Origin of the sequence: Kordiimonas lipolytica (assembly GCF_042651265.1) — a bacterium.
GTDB lineage: Bacteria > Pseudomonadota > Alphaproteobacteria > Sphingomonadales > Kordiimonadaceae > Kordiimonas > Kordiimonas lipolytica.
The window spans coordinates 351,531-372,184 of record NZ_JBHSCR010000005.1 but is presented as its reverse complement, the minus strand read 5'-3'; the positions used below and the strand labels follow the sequence as shown (position 1 = coordinate 372,184).

The following is a 20,654-nucleotide window of genomic DNA, read 5'->3' as shown; positions in this document are numbered from 1 at the left end:
TGCCATGCATATGAAAGCGATCATATTTTCGGGTTGGATTGGTCTTGCTGTGGCGACTGCCGCAACGAGCGACGATGCTGGTGACCATCATCATGACAGGAAGGTGGACCATCTGGTCGCGCGGTCTGCATTGCAGCGCGGCGAGATCATGCCGCTTGAAAAACTTTTGTCGATTGTTCGCCCCAAACTGAAAGATGAAGTCGTTGGCATCAAGTTTGAGATGCATCAGGGCCACTGGTATTATGAATTCCGTACCGTGGATGAGGATGGGTATCTGCACTATATTCATGCTGATGCCAAAACCGCCAAGATCGAGACGGTGGAGAATCATCCATGAAGGTACTTTTAGTCGAGGACGATGCCCGCATTGCGGAAGATGTCAGGGGCGCCCTTGAAGGTGCCGGCTATGTGGTCGATCTGGCGCAGGATGGCGAACAGGCGTGGTTCCAGGGCGATGTGGAAGAATATGACGCTGTCGTCCTTGACCTGGGTCTACCCCAAATGGACGGTATCGCAGTTCTCAAGCGCTGGCGTGAAAATGGAAATACTGTGCCTGTTCTTGTTCTGACGGCTCGCGGAAGCTGGGGAGAGCGGGTTGCGGGCATTGATGCAGGCGCCGACGATTATCTGCCAAAACCATTCCAGATGCCTGAACTGCTGGCCCGGTTGCGTGCAATCGTGCGCCGGTCCGTCGGGAAGGCTTCTTCGGTAATATCCATTGGGGCGGTCACGCTGGATACGCGAAAGATGGCGGTTGAGGTGGATGGCAAGGATGCCAATCTGACGGCACAGGAATACAGGCTTTTGGCGTATATGATGCACCACACCGGCCGTGTCGTCCCTGCCTCGGAGCTTATTGAACATCTTTATAGCGGGGATGCGGACCGGGCCGAAAACTCAATCGAGGTTCTTATCGGCCGGGTCAGGCGAAAGCTGGACGTCAAGCTTATCAATACCAAGCGCGGGTTTGGCTATTTTGTTGACGGAGATCAGGCATGATTGCGCGGTCTCTTCGGCTCAGGCTGCTTCTTTCAGCAACAGGTGCCATTGCTGTCGCTCTTGTCCTTGCGGGGTTCGGCTTGACAGCCTTGTTTGACCGGCATGTAGAGCGCCGCATACAAGACGAGTTGGCGACCTACCTGCGTCAGCTTTCCGGCGGGATCGAGTTTTCCGAAGATGGCAGCTTCTTTGTGGGCGTACCCTTGGCTGACCCCCGGTTTGAAGTCACCTTCAGCGGCCTTTATTGGCAGGTGGAAGATGACGACAGGGCGCTAGCCATCCATTCGCGGTCCTTGTGGGATACCCGAATTGCTCTGCCGACCGATCCGCTTCAGGTGGGCATCATCCACCATCACCGGCTGCCAGGGCCGGGTGGTGCGACGCTGATGGTGCAGGAACGCCGTATTCTCTTTCCCACAAACGAGGGTAACCGCTCACTCCGTATTGCCGTTGCCCTTGATCGGGCCGACCTTGATGCAGCTCTCCAGGCCTTTGCAGGTGATCTTGTGCCATCGCTCAGCCTTCTTGGGCTTGTGTTGGTGCTGGCCGTCTGGTTTCAGGTCAGTATGGGGCTGCGCCCCCTGGATGCAATCCGCAGGGGGGTGAGCGCAGTACGCAACGGCCGGGCAAACCGACTGCCAGGGAACCAGCCTTCAGAAGTTATGCCGCTCGTGGTTGAGGTGAATGATCTTCTTGAAAATCAGGAAAAGGTGGTCGAACGCGCACGCCAGCGCGCAGGGGATCTCGCGCATGGCCTGAAAACCCCGCTGACTATTTTACAGAGCGATGCCGCCCGGCTTCGTACCATGGGCGAAACAAAACTCGCCGAAGAAATTGAAGGACTGGTTCAAACCATGCGCCGTCATGTTGACAGGGAGCTGGCGCGCGTACGCCTTACCGAAAAAGGCGCGCGCCCAGGCCAGGATACGTGCCTGAGCACAATGGTAGAAAAAATAGTACGCACGATTCATCGAACCCCCCAAGGTGAGGTCTGCCGGTGGTCGCTGGATGTTCCAGCCGATCTTTATGTCTCTATGGATGACGGCGACCTTGCCGAACTGCTTGGAAATCTGATCGACAATGCCGCCCATTGGGCATTGAGTGAAGTGACAATCCGGGCTGAGACAAATGGTCGGGACGGCTTTATCTCGCTTCTCGTAGAAGACGATGGCCCCGGCGTTTCTGAAGCCGACCTTGGCAAGCTTGGCAACCGCGGCATCCGGTTGGACGAGCAGGTGCCCGGCAATGGCCTTGGTCTGGCAATCGTACGAGACATTCTGGCCGCATATGGCGGCGATATTGGCTTTGCCAACAAACTGGACGGCGGACTTCAGGTGCGGGTTTCCCTGCCTGCCCGTAAATCCGCGACCCTCTGAAACATGGCTTAAACAAGGACTGCTATTATGCTTCAACATTATACGGTGGCTGCCGTTCTTTCGCTGGCGCTCGCGGTGGCACCAACGGTTTCCGCTGAGGGCGGGCAGATTGCACTTAGTCAAACCCAGCAGGCGCGCCTTGGCGTGCAAACGGGCGACGTGCAAGCGGCTGAGCGTCAGGCGCTGGTGGTAGTGCCCGGGCGTATCACCCCCCCCTTGGATGCCAGATTGGCAGTTGCAGTACCCTTTGCGGGCATTGTTCAGGCTATTCATGTCCTTGAAGGCGCGAATGTGAAAACCGGCGACAGTTTGCTTACGGTCGCAAGTAATGATTTTCTGGAGGCACAGGCCCGGCTTTCCCGGGCACAGGCCGACTATCGGGCCTTGAAGTCGGCAGCTGAACGGCTGAAGACCTTGTCCCGGGAAGGCGTTGTTGCATTGGGTCGAGCTGAAGCTGCAGAAGCGGAGGCGACGAGGGCAAACGCTGAGCTTGCTGCCACGCGCCGGATGCTTGACAGCGCCAAGCCAGTCGCCGGGCAGAAGGGAACCTATAGCCTTGTAGCTCCCCACGACGCCACGATTGCGCAGCTGCAGGTGATGCCCGGTGAAATGATCCATACGCTGGATAGCGCCGTCGTTCTGGAAGGCACGGGCGCGCTGTGGGTGGAAGCCGAACTGCCGTCACGCTTTCTGGGCAAGATAACTTTAGGCGATATGGTTAGCCTGCAACCGTCGGGCGCCGGGGCAAAGATCATCGCTATCGGGCGAACGGTTGACCCGCAAAGCCGCTCTGTGACCGTGCGTGCGGAGCTTGATCGCAATGACAGCCTGCGGCCAGGACAAAGCGTGCAGGTAACTGTGTTCGGCGTCGCGGAAGAAGGCGCTTTTTCCGTGCCGCGGGATGCTGTGGTACGGCTTGCTGGTGGTGATGCCGTATTCGTGGCGGAACGCGGCGGATATGGTGTGGTTCCCGTGACGGTGCTGTCCCGGGGCGCGCACCAAGCCATCGTCACTGGCCCGCTTTCTGCTGGTGCCAAGGTTGCCATCAGTGCTCTGACAGAGCTTAAAGCCCTCGCGCTGGAGGGTGACTGATCATGCTGAACCGGATTATCGAGTTTTCGCTAACCCAACGTCTTTTGGTGGTGGTGCTGGCCCTAATGCTGGGCGTGGCGGGTGCTTTTGCCTTTCTCAAATTGCCGATTGATGCTTTCCCGGACATTTCACCAACGCAGGTGAAGGTGATCCTGAAGGCCCCTGGCATGACACCGGAAGAGGTGGAGCAGCGCATCAATGTGCCGCTTGAGATGGAGCTGCTCGGTATTCCGGGGCAGACGATCCTGCGCTCGGTCGCGAAATATGCCATCGCGGATATCACGCTGGACTTCGAGGAAGGTACAGATGTTTATTGGGCGCGCCAACAGGTGTCAGAACGGCTTTCCGGTGTCATGGAGGTGCTGCCGGATACAGTGTCAGGTGGGCTTGCGCCGATTTCCACGCCGCTTTCAGACGTGTTTATGTTCACAGTTGAAGGCGACGGTTTGACACTGGATGAGCGCCGGGCCTTACTGGATTGGACCATCCGTCCTGCGCTCCGCGTTTTGCCGGGGGTGGCCGACGTTAATGCCCTTGGTGGCCGGGTGAAGACTTTTGAAATCGTACCGGATCCGATCGCGCTTCTGGATGCAGGCCTCACGATTTCCGACCTCCGCACCGCCATCGCTGCCAGCAACAGCAATGACGGTGCTGGTCGGTTGAATGATGGCGAGGAAAACCTGATTGTACGGACAGTCGGTGCCGCACGAACATTGGATGATTTTCGTCAGATCGTTGTTATGGCTGATGAAGGGCGCACGCTCAGGCTGGCAGATGTGGCGGACGTACGTTTTGGCGCGCTGACCCGCTATGGTGCCGTAACCAAGGACGGCAAGGGCGAGGCCGTACAGGGGCTCGTGATTGCCCTTCGCGGCGCGGATGCCCGTGCCGTGGTTGATGGCGTAAAGGCACGACTTGAAGAATTGAAACCAAGCTTGCCGGAAGGTGTGGAGATTAGCGCCTTTTATGATCGGTCAGACCTGATCGAAAAGGCTGTTGGTACGGTTTCCAAGGCACTCCTTGAAGCAACGGTTCTTGTTGTCGTCCTGCTTTTCCTTTTTCTGGGCAATGTGCGGGCTGCCCTGGTGGTGGCGCTGACATTGCCGTTTGCGGCGCTGATCACCTTTGTAATGATGCAGTATTTTGGCTTAACCGCGAACCTGATGAGCCTGGGAGGACTGGCAATTGCCATTGGTATGTTGGTGGATGCCGCGGTCGTCGTGGTGGAAAATACGGTTGAGCATCTTGCCCACCATAAAGCTGATGCCAAGGTTCCTATGCTACACCGGGTTTACCGTGCCGCCAGTGAAGTGGCCGTACCTGTGGCGTCAGGTATTCTGATCATCTGCCTTGTGTTCCTACCGCTTTTGTCTTTGCAGGGGCTTGAAGGAAAGCTGTTTGCACCGGTTGCACTGACCATTGTCTTCGCGCTTTCTGGATCGCTGATCCTTTCACTAACACTTATTCCTGTGTTGTCATCTGCGGCGCTTAAGGCTGGCGCGCATGCTGATCCCTGGCTGATGCGCAAGATTGCGCCAGTATACAAAAGGCTTTTACGTCGCGCGCTGGATAAGCCATTGCCGGTTTTTGGCCTGGCAGGAACTGGGCTTGCAGCGGCGGTGGTTGCCTATGTGATGGTGGGTAAAACTTTCATGCCGACAATGGATGAGGGTGGGATTCTTCTTCAACTGGCGCAGCTTCCATCGGTGAATGTAGAACGCAGTACGGAAGGTGATCTAGCTGTTCAGCGTGCAATCCTTGAAGACGTGCCGGAAGTGAAAAGCATCATTGCCCGTTTGGGCTCGGATGAGATCGGCCTTGATCCCATGGGGTTGAATGAGACAGACAGTTTTCTGGTTCTGAAGCCCAAGGAAGAATGGCGCAAGCAGGACAAAGCCTGGCTGGCGGACCAGATCAGGGCCGTGATGGATGATTTTCCCGGTATTGATTTCGCGTTCACACAGCCAATTGAAATGCGGGTATCTGAAATGCTGACCGGTAGCCGGGGTGATCTTGCGATCAAGATTTTCGGGCCGAACCTTGAGGTTCTGGGCCGTCTGAGCGACCAGATTCAGAAAACCGTTGCTTCGATTGATGGGGCGGCAGAGGTTATTTCGGTCGCCAGCGACACGGTACAGTATCTGCAAGTGGATATTGATCGGCTGGCCACTGGCCGTGTTGGCCTGCAACTGACCGAGGTTCAGGAAGAATTGCGCGCTCAGCTTGAAGGCGTAAGTGCCGGTTATGTTGCCGAACAGAACCGCCGTATCCCTATCATGATTAAAGGGGGTGATGAACTCCGTAACCGGGTAGAAATGTTCGCCGATTATCAAATGCCGACACCGGATGGCGGCCGTGCCCGCCTCAGCGACATTGCCCACATCCATATGCCCGAAGGGGCCGTTAAGGTGGATCGTGAAAATGCATCACGTTATGCGGTTATCCAGGCCTATGTATCCGGGCGGGACCTTGTTGGTTTTGTTGAAGACGCGCAGGCAGCTGTGGCAGCGCAGGTGACCTTGCCTGCGGGCTACAGGCTTGTCTGGGGCGGTCAATTTGAGAACCAGAAGCGTGCGGCAGAAAGGCTCGGCGTCGTTGTGCCGCTGGCCCTGACCCTGATCTTCTTCGTACTGTTTGCAACTTTCCGGTCTATGCGACAATCGCTACTTATCCTGGCGAATATTCCATTCGCGCTTATTGGCGGCGTTTTGACGCTATGGCTGTCAGGCGAATTCCTGTCGGTTCCTGCCTCGGTTGGCTTCATCGCCCTGTTGGGTATTGCAGTATTGAACGGGCTTGTTCTGGTGGCACATTTCAACCATCTGATGGCGTCCGGGCTTGATATGCAATCTGTTGTTTTTGAAGGCGCCCAGCGGCGTTTGCGGCCCGTTCTCATGACAGCAAGCATCACGGCCTTTGGCCTTGTTCCGCTGTTGTTTGCGACCGGGCCTGGTTCGGAAATCCAGAAGCCGCTGGCGATCGTGGTGATTGGTGGGCTTGTGAGCTCTACCCTGCTTACGCTGTTTGTTCTGCCAATCCTGTTCCGCCGTTTCGGTGGGCAGGATGAAGTCGTCCAGATTGAAGGGAGTGGATCATAATGAAAACCCTATGCAAATTGGTCGTTGTCTGTCCGCTCGAAGTTGCAGAAGACATAACAGAGGCGTTTCTTGACGCCTCCCCGGGGCTTCCTGGGTTCACTTCGTTTGATGTTCAGGGGCATGGCCATGATTTTGCTTCTGCATCCACGCATGAGCAGGTTCGCGGCCATGTTGCCCGCAAATGCCTGTGGATGGTGTTGCCTGAAAACGACGTAGAGCGAGCACTGGTTGCTTTGGGTCAGGCAACGCGCAACGCTCATGTCACGCACTGGCTGGAGCCAGTCGCCGGAGCAGGGAGTCTGAAGGCATGATCAAGAAATATATAGTCGCTTTTTCTGTTCTGGCTGCCGGCGGTGCCGTCGAAGCAGCCGATAGCTTTCTGCCGCAGTCGGATGTTGCCCAGGCAGCGATTGGCGCGCACCCTGTTGTTGCGGCGGCCGAGGCGAGCCTTGCAGAGGCCGAAGCCCAAGCGCGTGTCTATAAGGCTGGTGACCATGACTTCCATCTGAGCGGAAGCTATATCCGCCGTGATGTCAGGGGCGAAGGAACCTATAGCGAATGGGATAGCACCATCAGTCGGGCGATCCGCCTGCCGGGAAAGGCGAAAGAAGACCGGAAGATCGGGGCGCTTGGTATCAGTGTCGCTGAAAATGCACGCGATGACGCCCGCCATCAGGTCGCGCTGATGCTGAAGGATTATTGGTTTGAATGGCTGGAAGCCGGCGCCATGCACCGAATTGACCAGATGGCAGTGGATACCTACCGGCAGGAACTTCAAGCTGTGGAGCGCCGTTATGAGCTGCAGGAAGCGGCTCTTCTGGAGGTGGAAGGTGTACGTTCCGCGCTGGCCACCGCCGCGGCTAAGCTGCAAAAGAGCCAGGCCAGAAAGCTGGAAGCAGAACGGGCCATCGGTACCATGTTCCCGACTATGGCCTTGCCGGCCCAGCAACTGGATATCGGCGACCCCGCGGCAACAGAATACGGCTTTGACGAATGGAAAAATCTTATCCTTACTCGCAGTCATGAACTGCGGATGGCGGAAAAATACGCCGAACAGCAGATGGCTTTGGCCCGTCGCGGGCGATTGAACAAGATCGCTGATCCGACCGTTGGTGTTCGCTTTTTCAGTGAACGGGGCGGCGAAGAGCAGGGCGTTGGCCTTCTTTTCTCCATGCCTTTCGGTTCCAGCCGCCGTAGCGCCCAAAGCGATGCAAAGCGCGCGCGGGCCCTTGCTGCCGAAGCACAGGCGCGGCAGGTGCGCTTGATGGTTGAGGAAGTCGCAGACCGGGATATCACTCGCGCTGAAGCCGGGCTTTCGGTGTGGCAACAGGCATCTGCGGCATTGACGGCAAGCGAACAGGTTGTCTCCCGGGTTCGCCGTGCGGTCGAACTTGGTGAACGTGATCTGGTGGAACTGCTGCGTGCCCTTAATGCGCATCATGACGTTGTTCGCCAGGAAGCGACCGCCCGCATTGCGGCGCATGACGCAATTACGCAGTTACGCATTGATTCCCACGAAATATGGATTGCGACCCACCACGATCATGAGGACTAATCCCCATATGAAGCGCAAGGTAAGGGCCGCTTTGGGTCAGAAGCGGGCCTATAAGCGGGGTTCAATGAGTGTCCGCTTTTGTGGTTTTTAAGATTTCTCATTTTCTATGAGAATGGATCAATATTTCTCCGTTGCTCTGCGAACGGTTCTCTTTTCCTTTGCGAACAGAGTTGAAAGAGGGCTGGAAGCCGCCAACTGCTCTCTCGCTTTCTGTGAGGATTTACACCTAGCTGTCAGGGACGCCAATTCGCCTCGGCCGTGACAGACGGTCGCGCCCTTCGCCTGATACAGGTTTCCAGCAGGGGGCGCCGGGCCGGTTCCAATCATTTCCTTGCTATTTTGCCGGATACGTGTTCTAAGCAGTGCAAATGTCGCATGTAGATGACTTCATCAGCGGCATTCCATTCTCGTCATTGATCCTATGATTGCTGCCTTGAATCGCCAATTTTGGCAAAGAACATTACGGCAGCTGATCTACACAGACTTCCCAACCAAAGTGCCTGCTTTCTTTCACCCCCCTTGGGTGAAGTGCTGCAGGAGGATTGAAGAGACTATTTGACTTATTTTAAAGACCTCGGCCTTGCCGAGTCAGTCCTGCGTGCAATTGAGGCGACAGGATATACGACCCCAACACCTATCCAGCGTGATGTAATCCCGGCCATGAACGCCCACCAGGACGTTATTGGCATCGCGCAGACCGGAACCGGTAAAACCGCTTCTTTTGTATTGCCGATCCTGACCCGGATTGCAGCAAGGAAAAAGCGGCATTGGCCAGGAACTTGCGGCGCCCTCATTTTGACACCGACGCGCGAGCTGGCCCAGCAAATCGCAGAAGAAATCCAAACCTTCAGCAAGTTCATGAAAGTGAGCGCGCCTGTTGTTGTCGGCGGCGTAAGCCCCCGTCCGCAGATCACGGCCTGCGCCCCTGGTGTCGACATCATTGTTGCGACGCCGGGACGGCTCTTGGACCATATGGAATCGGGCGCTATTCGGCTTGGCCAGACCCTTCAGGTGGTGGCTGATGAAGCCGACCAGATGATGGATATGGGCTTCCTGCCTGAGCTTCGTAAGATCATGCAGGCACTGCCGGAACAGCGCCAGACCATCCTGATGTCCGCGACCATGCCGCCTCCAATCAGGAAGTTGGCAAATGAATTCATGACCAACCCAACTGAAATTTCAGTTGCGCCGGCCTCAACGCCGATCGCCCGCATTTCCCAGATCGTGAAGCGTGTTGAAAAGGGTGCGAAAAGAAACGCTCTTGCCGACATTCTGGCCGATGAGGCCGTCACAAAGGCCGTGGTCTTTACCCGTACCAAGCATGGCGCGGACAAAGTCGCGGCAGATCTGGCCAGTGCCGGACAGCCCGCGCAGGCCATTCATGGCGATAAAGGTCAGGCGGAACGCGAGAAAAGCCTGGCAGGTTTCAGGGACGGCAAAACCAGAATATTGGTCGCCACCGACATTGCTGCCCGCGGGATCGACATTGACGACATTTCACATGTTATCAATTTCGATATGCCGCTTGCCCCAGAAGCCTATGTGCACCGGATTGGCCGCACAGCACGGGCTGGCCGAAGCGGCGTTGCCATATCCCTATGCGATTCATCCGAAGTGAAACTTTTGCGCGCGATCGAGAAGCTTACAGGCCAGCAACTTATGCCTTCTTCGAAGCCGGCAGAGGCTGGCAGTGAAGGCGGTGCGGAAACCCGCAGCGCCTCAAACGCCAGCACAAAGGCTAAATCGGCGCAGGACCAGAAACCCAAGCGTGACAGTCAAACCGCACGCGGATCACAGAACAGGAAGCCCAGCGCGCCACCATGGCGCAAACCTGGGCCAGATATGCCTACTGACGGCTTGATGCGCATGCTCGGCGAGAGCAGGTCACTTGCGGCAGGCATCGCCTGAAGAAGGCACACACTATTCAACCAAACCAATATCCAAATTGTAGACTGAAAGGAAATTCACATGGCTACAGGTACTGTAAAATGGTTCAACCCGGACAAAGGCTTCGGCTTCATCAAACCAACTGACGGCGGCGCGGACGTATTCGTTCACATCAGCGCGATTGAGCGCTCCGGCCTCGGCAGCCTCAATGAAGGTGATGAAGTTGGATATGAAATCCATGTCGACGAAATGCGCGGCAAGTCTTCTGCTGAAAATCTGCAGCTGACATAAAGATTTAAGGTGAGGCGCTTTGTGCCTCACCTTCCTTCCCGGGAGGGTTCTTCCTCTCGAACACTGATGTTGCTTGCTTCAAGCACCTGACAGGTTAAGCTTGACCGGCTGCAAACACCGGCAACACAGGTTCGCTTCCGTTTCCCGGCAGACGGGCCTTGTTTCAATTCCAGTGCCGCAAAGCAAAGTGGTGAACCGATACGGATCCTGAAAATGCTGAAAATCGTGCCTGTAATAATTGACGAGATTTACATCCCAACCAAACGGCGTGGCGAGTTGGATCAAAGCAAGGTGGAAGCCGTTACCGAAAAGCTGCTGAACGGTGAAGCGCAGAAGCCGATCAAAGTGCGCAGCGGCAAAGGCCGGTTTGTATTGGTCGAGGGGATCAACCGCCTGGAGGCCAACAGGGCCCTGGGTGAAACGGAAATTGGTGCCTATGTCGTTCAGGCCCCAAAATTCTGAAGACTGTTGTGGCTTGAAGCGCCAGCTACGCCCAAAGGGGCAAGGCAAAAAGCCCAGAGACTTGGGTTCAATGCCCGCACTGCTTAAGTACTTGCCAAATCAGGTCTTCGGATTTCCTCAGGAATTGCGGCAACCCATATTTTCTGAACACCCCTTATCCTACCGCGACAGGTCCTCGGCGCTGAAGCTGGCGGAAACGCGGATGCCGTTCCTGTCTGTCACGCTGACATGATAGAAACCGGGGCCATCAATCATGAAGGTGGCGTCCCGTGACCAGCGGCTGGACCGGATCGGCTTGCCGTCCATGAACCATTGCAGCGGCATTTCACCGCCTTCCGCCGACAGTGTTATCGGGGTGGCAGGGCCCATCAAGCCGACCACGCTGTCTGCCTGTGGGAAAGCTAGCGCGAGCGGCGCGACCCGCCTGCCGGAAACCTTTGAAAGCTGCGGCCTGTCGAAATACTCCAGCGCGGGCGGCAGCGCCTGGGCGGTCAACAGGTTGCCTCCCGGCGCCGGGGCAGGGGCGGGCGGCAAGTGGCCGAAGGCGTCAAACAAAAGGGGCGCGGCGGTGTTGTTGCCGAAGTGGCCGGGCATGGGTGTGCCGTCAGGCCTGCCAATCCAGACGCCGATGGTATAGCCGCCGTCATAACCCACAGCCCAGGCATCGCGAAAGCCATAGCTGGTGCCCGTCTTGAAGGCAATGTGGCGTGGGTTCATCTGATACTTGCGCGGCAACCGGTCCCCCGGCGCGCCGATGCCCGAAAGAATGTGCCTCAGCGCATCGCGGGTGTCCGCGCCCAGCAACGGTTCGCCCAATGGCTCGCCTGTGGCGACCAGCGTGTCTGTGTGTCTCAAGGGCCGTGCCTGTCCGTCATCCGCGAGCGCCGCATATAGCATCACCAGATCCTCAAGCGACATACCAACCCCGCCAAGAGCGACAGCAAGCCCCGGCGCTTCTTCACCGGGCAGCGACAGTGCGGCCCCCGCATGGCGCAGGCTTTCGGTGAACTGCACGGGGCCAAGGCGGTCAAGCACAGCAACCGCCGGCACATTCAGGGACCGGCGCAGCGCTTCCGTGACTGTCACCTGACCATAGAAAGTATCCATGAAATTGCTGGGCGCGTAGCTGCCGAAGCGGCGCGGTTCGTCCATGATGCGGGTGCTGGGGTGGGCGATGCCCCGGTCGAACGCCATACCATAAATGAAGGGCTTGAGCGTGGAGCCGGGCGAGCGCGTTGCGGTGACCATGTCGACAAAGCCGTCGCGGGCGGTGTCGGTATAGTCGGCAGAGCCCACATAGGCGATGACCTTGCGGCTTTTGTTTTCCACCACCAGCATGGCGACGCTGGCACCACCGTGCAGGCGGCTGGCCCCCGCTTTCGCCAGCGCCTCAAGCTGTGATTGTAGGGCGATATCGATATAGGTGTGGGTCACCGGGCCTTCCGCCGATGCCTTCAGGCGGGCAGCAAGGTGCGGTGCTGTTAGTCGTGGGGGCCGCTTGCTGTATGGCACAGGCGCCTGTGCGGCCAGCGACGCCAGGTGTGCTTCCAGCCCCACGTCTGCCGCGACCCGTGCCAGCACCTTGTTCCGTGCCTGTTTGGCGTTTGCGGGGTTTCGGTCAGGCCTGAGGCCCGTCGGCGACTGCGGCAGCACCACAAGAAGTGCGGCTTCATCGGGCGTGAGATGGTCTGCCTCATGCCCGAAATAGACGAGACTTGCGGCCCGGATGCCCTCAATATTGCCGCCGTAGGGCGCAAGCGTGAGATACATCTCAAGGATGTCGCGTTTGCTGAAGCGGTGCTCCAACTGCAGCGCCCGGAACATTTCCACCAGCTTGGACGAAAGCGTCCGCGGGCGGGGTTCCAAAAGCCGCGCCACCTGCATCGTCAGCGTGGACGCGCCCGAGATAATCTCCCCCGAAGACGCCGCCTGCCAGGCCGCGCGCATGACCGCAAGCGGGTCAACACCGCTGTGCTCATAGAAGCGCTTGTCCTCATAGGTGATCAGCATGTTGATGAACAATGGGTCCACCTGATCGAGCGAGACATGGCGGCGCAGGCGGCCGTTTTCCACCGGGAACAGGCGCATGACTTGCCCGTTTGCGGCCAGAACCTCATGCGAAACGGTGTGGAACCGTTCCAGCTTGGGTGGGAAAGTGGCGTCCAGCGCGAAAAATGTGGGCACGGAAAGGCCAAGGGTCGCCGCAAGGGTGATTGCGGCAACTTTCAGCTTTTTGCGCCAGTTTCTGGGCCAGTTTTTGGGCCAGTATTTCGCGATCTTTGCCATACTCACCGCCACCGTTAGTCCGTGATCAACAGGCGGGACGCCTCGCCCTGATAGCGGTACTGGGGCTTGTACATGTCCTCAACGAACGGCCCGGGCAGGACATAGTCCCCCGGCGTGATTGCCCGCACGATATAGGCCACGTTGAAGTCGGTCTTTTTGCCGCGCCGATACCGGGGTTTTGGCAGCGCCGCAACGAAGCGGTCATCGCGGGCGTCGGAAAACTCCGTCGCGCTCAGGTTCTTCAGAAACGCAAGCCCGCTGACATCGGTGCTTTCAATCTCCAGCCCCGCCGGCAGCAGATCCACCAGAAGCGGGTCCTGCACGGCTTCCACCAGTATGGAGCCCGACAACAGCACGACAAACCGGCCGTTCCTGGGCAGGGTTCCGGCGGTCAGCGGCTTGCCTTCAAGGCTATAGAAAGACCGGCTGTAGCTGAAGCCGTTCGCGCTTTTTTCAGGCGCTGTTTTCGACACGCCGCGCAGGGTATGCACAAGGCGGACAGGCATGTCGCCGGTGTTGGTGACGGTGGCGGCAGCGCCTTCATCTGCTGTCAGTACCTTGCGCCAGAAGCCATTGGCGGCGCTTACGTCTTCCCCGCCGATGGTGAAACGCATAACGCCATCACCCGGTGCGGCATAGGATGCCGCCGCGCGGGCCAGCCACGCCATTTCCTGTGTGCTGAGCCACTGGTCTTTTGCGACGCCTGCTTCCAGCTGTTCAGCCAGTTTGGCCATATGGTCGGCGTCCGTGCCTGTCTCAGAAAGGATGGTGGTGATGGCCGCAATATCGCGCAGGCTGGAGCCATAGTCCCCATAAGGCATGGAGCCTCTTGAGGCGCGTATGGCGCGGACAAAATATTGCTCTGCCGCATCCTTTTCACCCACGCTGCTCAGCGCGCCGGCGATTTGCGCCAATGAGATTGGTGAGCGCAGTTTTTTCGCAAACTGGTCCGCGAAATAGCGCACCTCGCTTGCGGACACTTCGCCGTAGCGCGCCAGTACATAGTGCGCATAGGCTGTGGCTTCGGGATAGCCGCGCCCGCGCTGCCCGACCATGCGCTTCAGGCGGGAAAGGGCGAGTGTTACCGCCCCTTCAGGCACATAATAGCCCTTGTCCTTTGCGCGCAGCAGGAAGTCAGTGACATAGGCATCCAGCCAGTCATAGCCTGAGCTGTAGCTGTTCCACAGGCCGAAGCTGCCGTCTGACCGCTGCCGGTCCAGAAGCACCATGATGGCGTTTTCAATGGTGTTGGCGGCTTCGCCTTCATTCAGGGAAAGGCCGTATAGCCGGTTCAGGTCGCCAAAGAACAGGCTGGGCATGGCGCGCGAAACCGTCTGCTCGCTGCAGCGGTAAGGGTAGGCCCGCAGTTCTTCAAATTTCCTCCCGGCTTCCAGGTTGGGGCGCGAAGAAACGGTGAGATACTGGCTGACGGTGCCTTTATAGAAGGCGTCTGGGCCAGGGGTGTCCGCGGCACCGCTTTCACCGGGTCTGAGCGTCAGGCGCGCGGTTTGGGTCATGTAAGGCCAGGCAGGCCGCACTGAAATGTCATAGTGGCGCCTGACGGGCGGCAGGTCACCGCCGCTCACGGAAAGCTCAATCCCCGCGGTGCCAATGGTCTGCCCCGTGAGCGACACCGTCAGGTCACGCCGCTCACCGTTCTTGAGTGCGATGGTGCCAGTGGGCGCCTCAAGGCCGATGACATCGGATGTCGCCGCCAGTTTCACTGTGAACTCACCATCCTTGCCCGACAGGTTCTGGATGCTGAAGGTGGCTTTGGCCTTATCCCCGGGAGCCAGGAAGCGCGGGGTGATCAGGTCCGCCACCACAGGCGTGCGGACAGTCAAGTTTGCACTGCCCATGCCGACAGCGTCCTTGCCTGCCGCCACGGCCATCAGGCGCATGCGGCCCATGAAATCCGGCAGGTCAAGCGTGACGCTGGCCTGGCCATTTTCGTCCAGGTCAATATCGCGCTCCAGAAGCGCGACCGTTTTTGTGGTGCGGGTGATCGGGCTGAAGAGATTGCTGTCTTCCTTGAGAATACGTGAGCCGGAGACCATGACTTCCTCAAGCGCGAGGTTGTCGCCACCGGTGCGGATGGTGCCGCGCTTGCCTTCTTCAGACCGGATCAGCCGACCATAGACATCGCGGACATCGAAAGCGAATCGGCGCTTGCCAAAATAAAAGTCGTCTGGGTTCGGGGACTTGAAGCGGGTGATGTTCAGGATGCCTTCGTCAACGGCGGCCACGGTAACCTTGATGGGGCCGTCTGGCCTGTCGCCGTCAATCCGGAACGGAATGGTGACTTTTTGGCCGGGCAGGGCGGTATCCGGCACATCGAACAGGATGCGTTTGGACCGCTTCTGCCGGTCGATGGAAAACCAGGCTAGGCCGGTTGCGCGCACCGGCAGGCGGGAAATAGCCCCCGCATTCGGGCGGATCGCGGTGGCAAGGATATAGGCCGAAGGCCCCCAGTTTTCCTTCACCTTGAAGTCAAAAGTGCCGCCATCCTTACCAAGCTCGATGGTTTTGGTCTCAAGGACCCGGTCGCTTGCAATGGTCAGAAGGGCCATGCCTTCGAACGGGGCTTTCACGAAGCCCTGCAGCCTGTCTCCGCTTTGCAGGGCATCGTTTTCAACTGTCAGTTCAAGGCCGTCTGGCACATCAGGGTTGTCGGACCGCATCCACCAGCCCACGTAAAAGCGCCTGCTGGCAACGGCATTGCCGCCTTCGTCGGTGACATCAAGGCGGTAGCGGCCCCAAGGCAGGGCGCGGGTAACCTGCACCAGCCCATCGTCGCCGCTTTTCAGGTTCTCTTCGCCCAGCGTTTCGTCATAAACGCTGGTGCGGTAGTTCCAGTTGCCCCGGGTTTGATACCAGGTGTGGCTATAATGTTCCTTCACCCATACGGCTGTCAGTTTGCGCGCTGGTAGCGGCTCACCTTCTGCGTTTACCGCAAGAATGGAAAGCGACGCCGGTTCGCTGCTGTCGAAATGGCCATCATTGTCGGGCTTGATGCCAAGCATGACAGGCGCGCGCCCAACGGGAAGCCACATGCCGTCCTGAACCGGGCGGCCGCCGACATCCCGCACTTCCGCCATCAACTTCGCGCGAAGAGGCAGCGTGGTGTCAGGCAGTTGGTCCACAAGAAGCGCTATCCTGCCGAGGCCGTCTTCACCGGTCTTGAACTCAAGCGGCTCCAGCTTCTCTGGTGTAAACTCGTCCTGCGTCAGGCCGAACTGATAGCCTTTCCAATCGTCAAACGGGGCAGGATCAGCCTCGAGCGACGCATAGAGGGTGCCTGAAAGGTTGCCAGCGGGCGCACCATAGAGGAAGTCTGCCTGGACATGCACCTCAAGCGGGGCGCCAGCTTTCAGTTCCTCTTCCACCGTTTCCAGCTTGGCGGTCAGGCGTTCGGGGACAAAGTCATCTACCTGGAAAAAGGCACTGCCAACGCTTGTCTTGTCATCGTCGGCATAGAGGTTGGCGCGCCACTGGCCAGTCCGCGCGGCCGGTGAAAGCTGATAATTGAAGGCATAGCTGCCAAGTGCATCGCCAGTGATGCGTTCCTTCAGGGCTTCGACGCCGTCAGGACGGGTGATCACCAGGCTTAGCGGCAGGTTTGCCACAGCGTGGGCTTCGGCATCCCTCATTAGCCCGGACAGCATCACCTTTTCGCCAGGGCGGTAGATGCCGCGCTCCGTGTAGAGGAAGCCGTCAAGCGGCCCCGCGGGCATGCGACCTTCGGTGCCCCTGTCGCTCAGGTCAAGCGCAGGGCCTTGCAGTTTGACGAAATTATAGTCGCCGTCATCGGTGCTGATGGACAGTGCCATGGGCGTGTTGCCGCCTTTGCCGCGCATCAGTTCGGCAGCGATGGTGGCGCGGCCTGTTCTGTCGGTCGTGGTTTGGGTGAGCGTGTCATTGTTGCGGGCAATCACGGTAACAGTGGCGTTCCTGACCGGCTTCGCGCTTTCAAGGGAATTGACAAACACATGCATACCGTCTGCCCCCTGAAGCGACATAACGCCCAGGTCGGAGATCACCATCCACTGGGTCTGGCGTGGCGTCCACCGGTTCCGTGTTTCATCATTTTCAGGGCTTGCCACAAGCGCATAAATGCCAGGCTGGATGGTTTTCAAAAACTCACGGACCGGCACAAGTGTCGTGACATCTTTATTCTTCGCATTGTCGATGTCGATGCTGCCTTCCCAGACAAGCTCGCCCAGGTCGTCCTGCAGGTTCCGCTCTGACCATATATTCAGGTTCTGGCCGTCCATCCCCGTTTTCAGCCACGGGACAAGGCCCCTGTCTGGCACGCGGTAGAGGCTAAGGTTTGCGCTATCCAGATTGACGCTCTTGAGCGGGATGGTCTCATCGCCCACTTGCGGCAGGATATAGGTGCCGTTGCCAAACAGGACACGGGCCTCCCGGTCCGGCACCGTGAAGGTGCGCTTTGCGTCCGCATAAAGCTTTGCGTCAGGCTTGCCGGGTAAACCTGCAAGAAGGGTGACGGATAGCGTGTCGCCATACGTCATGCCGGTCAGGCAGATGCGCCTGCCTTCGCCGCGTACGGCGATATCCCGCTCGCTTTCAAACCGGACATAATCCCGAACAGGAATGGGAAGTGGGTCCTTAATGGGATGCGATAGCACAAGGCAAGCGCGGGGTGTCTGGCCTTCAACATCCATCACTTGGTCGACAATGCGCAGGGTGAAGCGTCCCTCTACGCTATTGAGCCAGGTTTGGCGCGTGTTCTCGCGGTGGATTGCCTGCGCGTCCTTGAGCGTGGCCAGGGCTTCCGTTGGCTGATTTTCTGCCAGCATAACCTGGGCAAAGGCATCAAGTGCTGCGGCCTTGTCCCTTGCCGTGTTCGCTATCGTGAGGAGGTGCCAGGCGGCGCCGTAAGCATCCTCAAGCTGCCCTATATTAAGTCTATTGACCGCGAGGTCACGCCATGCAGTGGCATCGGTAGGGTGCTGGGCAAGTTTGAGCTCTAGCCTGAACCGCTTTTTGAAGGCTTTGATATCGTCGTTGGTGACAAGTCCGGGGGCATCCTTATCAAGCGCATCAGAAAGGTCGATATCTTCAGCTGACTGTGCAGTTTCAAGCGCCCTCAACTCCTCCGCCCGGGCCTGTGCCTCTTCAAGCAGCCGTTCTGCTGTCGCTGATCGGTCTTCCAGAACTATGGGGGAGGTGATGCCGCCGTCATCCGACAAAGCGGGCGGTGTGGCAGTCTGGAAAAGACAAATGGTGGCGAGCAGCAAAAAGGCGGCGAGACGGCGCATGTTTATTCCCCATGACTAGACGTGTGTAGGTGTAACTATACCGCTAATTGTGGTCAAACCCGGACAGCTTTATGCCGGAACAGGGGAAAATTATGACCGCTGGGGCCCTCTGCCGGGGAAGGAGCTGCGGGCTGTCTGAGTTACGATTCGCGTAGGGAATGCTGTTTCAGGGGTGATACTGACCTGGAGGGGAGGGCGAGGAGGTTTTGAGTGAAATGAATATAAAACAATGGTTTAAGGTTGTTTTTCTGGTTCGCCTGTGGCTTTTAATTTACAATTAACAAAAATGACTTATGTAATATCTATATTGAATGGAGCGATGCTGATGACCGATGATATCAAGCCGGAAACTGCAGGACATATTCGCCCTTTGCGGTTGAATGACCCTGCTCCTGTTTTTGCCGCCCGCACGACCATGGGCGTGAAGTGCCTGACGGACTATCGCGGTAAATGGCTCTTGCTGTTTTCACACCCGGCGGACTTCACGCCTGTGTGCACCACAGAATTTATGGCGCTTGAGCAAGCGGCGGATAAATTCCGCGCGCTCGACTGTGAACTTCTGGGCCTGTCGGCGGATAGCATCTATTCGCACCTGGCCTGGATCCAGAATGTGGAAGAGCGGTTCGGCGTTACCATCAGTTTCCCGATTATCGAGGACCTGTCGCTGACCATCGCTGAAGCGTATGGCATGATCGATGAAACGTCGGTTAGTACGGCAACCATCCGTTCGGTTTTCTTTATTGATCCTGAAGGCATTATTCGGGCGCAGGTTCACTATCCGGCCAGTGTTGGTCGTTCGGTGGACGAACTGCTGCGGGTTCTGATGGCCCTGCGGGCAACAGAACAGGGTGAGCTTGCGGCCCCGGAAGGCTGGCATGCGGGCGACAAACTACTGAAGGCGCCACCGACCACAATTGAGGAAGTCCGTCACACCCAGAGCATGCCAAAAGAGGCGCGCCGCGACTGGTATTTCATGGAGGCCGGCGGTGACTAACGCGGGGCTCGATATGGTTCAAACGCAAGCGGCTGAGGTGGCGGGGCTGATGAAAACCCTGTCGCATCCGAACCGGCTTTTGATCGTGTGCCAATTGATGGACGGTGAAAGCTCTGTCAGCCAGATCGAAGAAACCACAGGCGTTCGCCAGCCTACGCTGTCCCGTGAACTGGGGCGCTTGCGCGACGAGGGGTTGGTTCAGACCCGGCGTGAATCCAAGGCGGTTTTCTACAGCCTGAAAGACGACAGGCTCAGGGATCTGATGAATGTTTTGTGCAAGGCCTGGGGCGGTGAGGCCTTGGCTGCGCGTGAGCGGGCAGCAACAAGCGAACAACCCTTTTTCCCAACAATTGAAGGGCGCCGGACAGGCCGTGTCCGGATCAAGCCTGACCCATACAGAAAAGACTAGCAGTGCTGGCAAGCACCAGCCTGCATATGAGGAGACAAGCCATGAAACCGACAGTGACAAAGTTTTTTGACGAACCCACCTTCACCTTCAGCTATGTGGTGGCAGATCCGGCAACAAAGAAATGTGCCATCGTGGATTCAGTGCTGGAATATGCGCCTAATTCGGGCCGCACCAGCACGGCGGCCGCCGATGAGATCATTGCTTTTGTGCAGAAGCAAGGCCTTGAGGTGGAGTGGATCCTTGAAACCCACGTTCACGCCGACCATCTTTCGGCGGCGCCCTACCTGCAGGAAAAGCTGGGCGGCAAGCTGGCGATCGGCGCCAACATCACTGTAGTGCAGGATGTATTCGGCAAGCTTTTCAATGCCGGCAGCGAGTTCGAGCGCGACGGCAGCCAGTTCGACGTACTGTTTGAAGACGGCGACGAATTCGCCATCGGTTCGATTTCGGCCAAAGCCATGCACACGCCAGGGCACACGCCAGCCTGCATGACCTATATCATCGGCGACGCCGGTTTTGTGGGCGATACGCTCTTTATGCCGGACTATGGCACCGCGCGCTGTGATTTTCCGGGCGGCGATGCCGCAACGCTGTTTGCATCCGTACAGAAGATTTTCGCGCTGCCGGATGAAACGCGCCTATTCATGTGTCACGACTATAAAGCGCCGGGCCGCGACGACTATGCGTGGGAGACCACAGTTGGTGAAGAACGCCAGCGCAATATCCATGTGCATGACGGCGTGTCTGAGCAGGAGTTCGTCGATATGCGGACCAAACGCGATGCCACCCTGGATATGCCGCGCCTGATCCTGCCGTCTGTGCAGGTCAACATGCGGGCGGGCCACATGCCGCCAGAGGAAGATAACGGCATTCGTTACCTCAAGATCCCTGTCGACGCGCTTTAAGGCCGGGCAGAAGCGCAA

15 protein-coding genes are annotated in these 20,654 nt (G+C 58.0%); 13 read left to right on the top strand and 2 right to left on the bottom strand.

All coding sequences use genetic code 11. The annotated features are described in order from the left end of the window. Nucleotides 1-10 precede the first annotated feature (10 nt). The 10 genes from ACFO5Q_RS09400 to ACFO5Q_RS09355 all read left to right on the top strand — a co-directional run bounded on the left by ACFO5Q_RS09400 (nt 11) and on the right by ACFO5Q_RS09355 (nt 10,760). Nucleotides 11-337 carry a PepSY domain-containing protein gene (locus ACFO5Q_RS09400; RefSeq protein ID WP_156432047.1) on the top strand — a complete coding sequence of 109 codons (327 nt, stop codon included), beginning with the start codon at nt 11-13 and terminating at the stop codon, nt 335-337. Then, on the top strand, nt 334-999 hold the full coding sequence (locus ACFO5Q_RS09395) for a response regulator transcription factor (RefSeq protein WP_068151672.1): 666 nt from the start codon (nt 334-336) through the stop codon (nt 997-999). Before ACFO5Q_RS09400 ends, ACFO5Q_RS09395 begins: the two co-directional genes overlap by 4 nt. Next, entirely contained in the window at nt 996-2,375 is a 1,380-nt protein-coding gene (locus tag ACFO5Q_RS09390; RefSeq protein WP_068151676.1) for a sensor histidine kinase, read from the top strand. The genes ACFO5Q_RS09395 and ACFO5Q_RS09390 overlap by 4 nt, the downstream gene beginning before the upstream one ends. Before the next feature lie 27 nt (nt 2,376-2,402). Then, a complete protein-coding gene (locus ACFO5Q_RS09385) occupies nt 2,403-3,467 on the top strand; it encodes an efflux RND transporter periplasmic adaptor subunit (RefSeq protein ID WP_068151679.1) in 1,065 nt (354 codons plus the stop codon). A 2-nt stretch (nt 3,468-3,469) separates the two neighbouring features. Then, complete coding sequence (locus tag ACFO5Q_RS09380) at nt 3,470-6,565, top strand: efflux RND transporter permease subunit (RefSeq protein ID WP_068151682.1); 3,096 nt, start codon at nt 3,470-3,472, stop codon at nt 6,563-6,565. Next, complete coding sequence (locus ACFO5Q_RS09375) at nt 6,565-6,876, top strand: DUF3240 family protein (protein WP_068151683.1); 312 nt, start codon at nt 6,565-6,567, stop codon at nt 6,874-6,876. Before ACFO5Q_RS09380 ends, ACFO5Q_RS09375 begins: the two co-directional genes overlap by 1 nt. Beyond that, nucleotides 6,873-8,120, top strand: a complete 1,248-nt coding sequence (locus ACFO5Q_RS09370; RefSeq protein ID WP_068151684.1) for a TolC family protein — start codon at nt 6,873-6,875, stop codon at nt 8,118-8,120. The genes ACFO5Q_RS09375 and ACFO5Q_RS09370 overlap by 4 nt, the downstream gene beginning before the upstream one ends. A gap of 555 nt (nt 8,121-8,675) precedes the next feature. Then, nucleotides 8,676-10,028: a DEAD/DEAH box helicase gene (locus tag ACFO5Q_RS09365; protein ID WP_082720047.1), complete on the top strand. Its 1,353-nt coding sequence runs from the start codon at nt 8,676-8,678 to the stop codon at nt 10,026-10,028. Between the two features lie 60 nt (nt 10,029-10,088). Continuing rightward, nucleotides 10,089-10,298, top strand: coding sequence for a cold-shock protein (locus ACFO5Q_RS09360; protein WP_068151690.1), 210 nt, complete (start codon nt 10,089-10,091; stop codon nt 10,296-10,298). A 213-nt stretch (nt 10,299-10,511) separates the two neighbouring features. Next, entirely contained in the window at nt 10,512-10,760 is a 249-nt protein-coding gene (locus tag ACFO5Q_RS09355) for a ParB N-terminal domain-containing protein (protein WP_068151693.1), read from the top strand. A 159-nt stretch (nt 10,761-10,919) separates the two neighbouring features. On the opposite strand, the gene pbpC is transcribed toward ACFO5Q_RS09355, so the two are convergent. Beyond that, nucleotides 10,920-13,046: a penicillin-binding protein 1C gene (gene pbpC, locus ACFO5Q_RS09350; protein WP_082720048.1), complete on the bottom strand. Its 2,127-nt coding sequence runs from the start codon at nt 13,044-13,046 to the stop codon at nt 10,920-10,922. A 14-nt stretch (nt 13,047-13,060) separates the two neighbouring features. Beyond that, nucleotides 13,061-18,328 carry an MG2 domain-containing protein gene (locus ACFO5Q_RS09345; protein ID WP_068151699.1) on the bottom strand — a complete coding sequence of 1,756 codons (5,268 nt, stop codon included), beginning with the start codon at nt 18,326-18,328 and terminating at the stop codon, nt 13,061-13,063. A 325-nt stretch (nt 18,329-18,653) separates the two neighbouring features. Between ACFO5Q_RS09345 and ACFO5Q_RS09340 the strand changes: the two genes are divergently transcribed. The 3 genes from ACFO5Q_RS09340 to ACFO5Q_RS09330 are packed head-to-tail and all read left to right on the top strand — an operon-like array spanning nt 18,654 to nt 20,636. Next, nucleotides 18,654-19,322, top strand: coding sequence for a peroxiredoxin (locus tag ACFO5Q_RS09340; RefSeq protein WP_231727324.1), 669 nt, complete (start codon nt 18,654-18,656; stop codon nt 19,320-19,322). Then, nucleotides 19,315-19,731, top strand: a complete 417-nt coding sequence (locus ACFO5Q_RS09335) for an ArsR/SmtB family transcription factor (protein ID WP_231727325.1) — start codon at nt 19,315-19,317, stop codon at nt 19,729-19,731. The genes ACFO5Q_RS09340 and ACFO5Q_RS09335 overlap by 8 nt, the downstream gene beginning before the upstream one ends. 41 nt (nt 19,732-19,772) lie before the next feature. Then, nucleotides 19,773-20,636: an MBL fold metallo-hydrolase gene (locus ACFO5Q_RS09330; RefSeq protein WP_068151706.1), complete on the top strand. Its 864-nt coding sequence runs from the start codon at nt 19,773-19,775 to the stop codon at nt 20,634-20,636. The last annotated feature ends 18 nt before the right edge of the window (nt 20,637-20,654 follow it).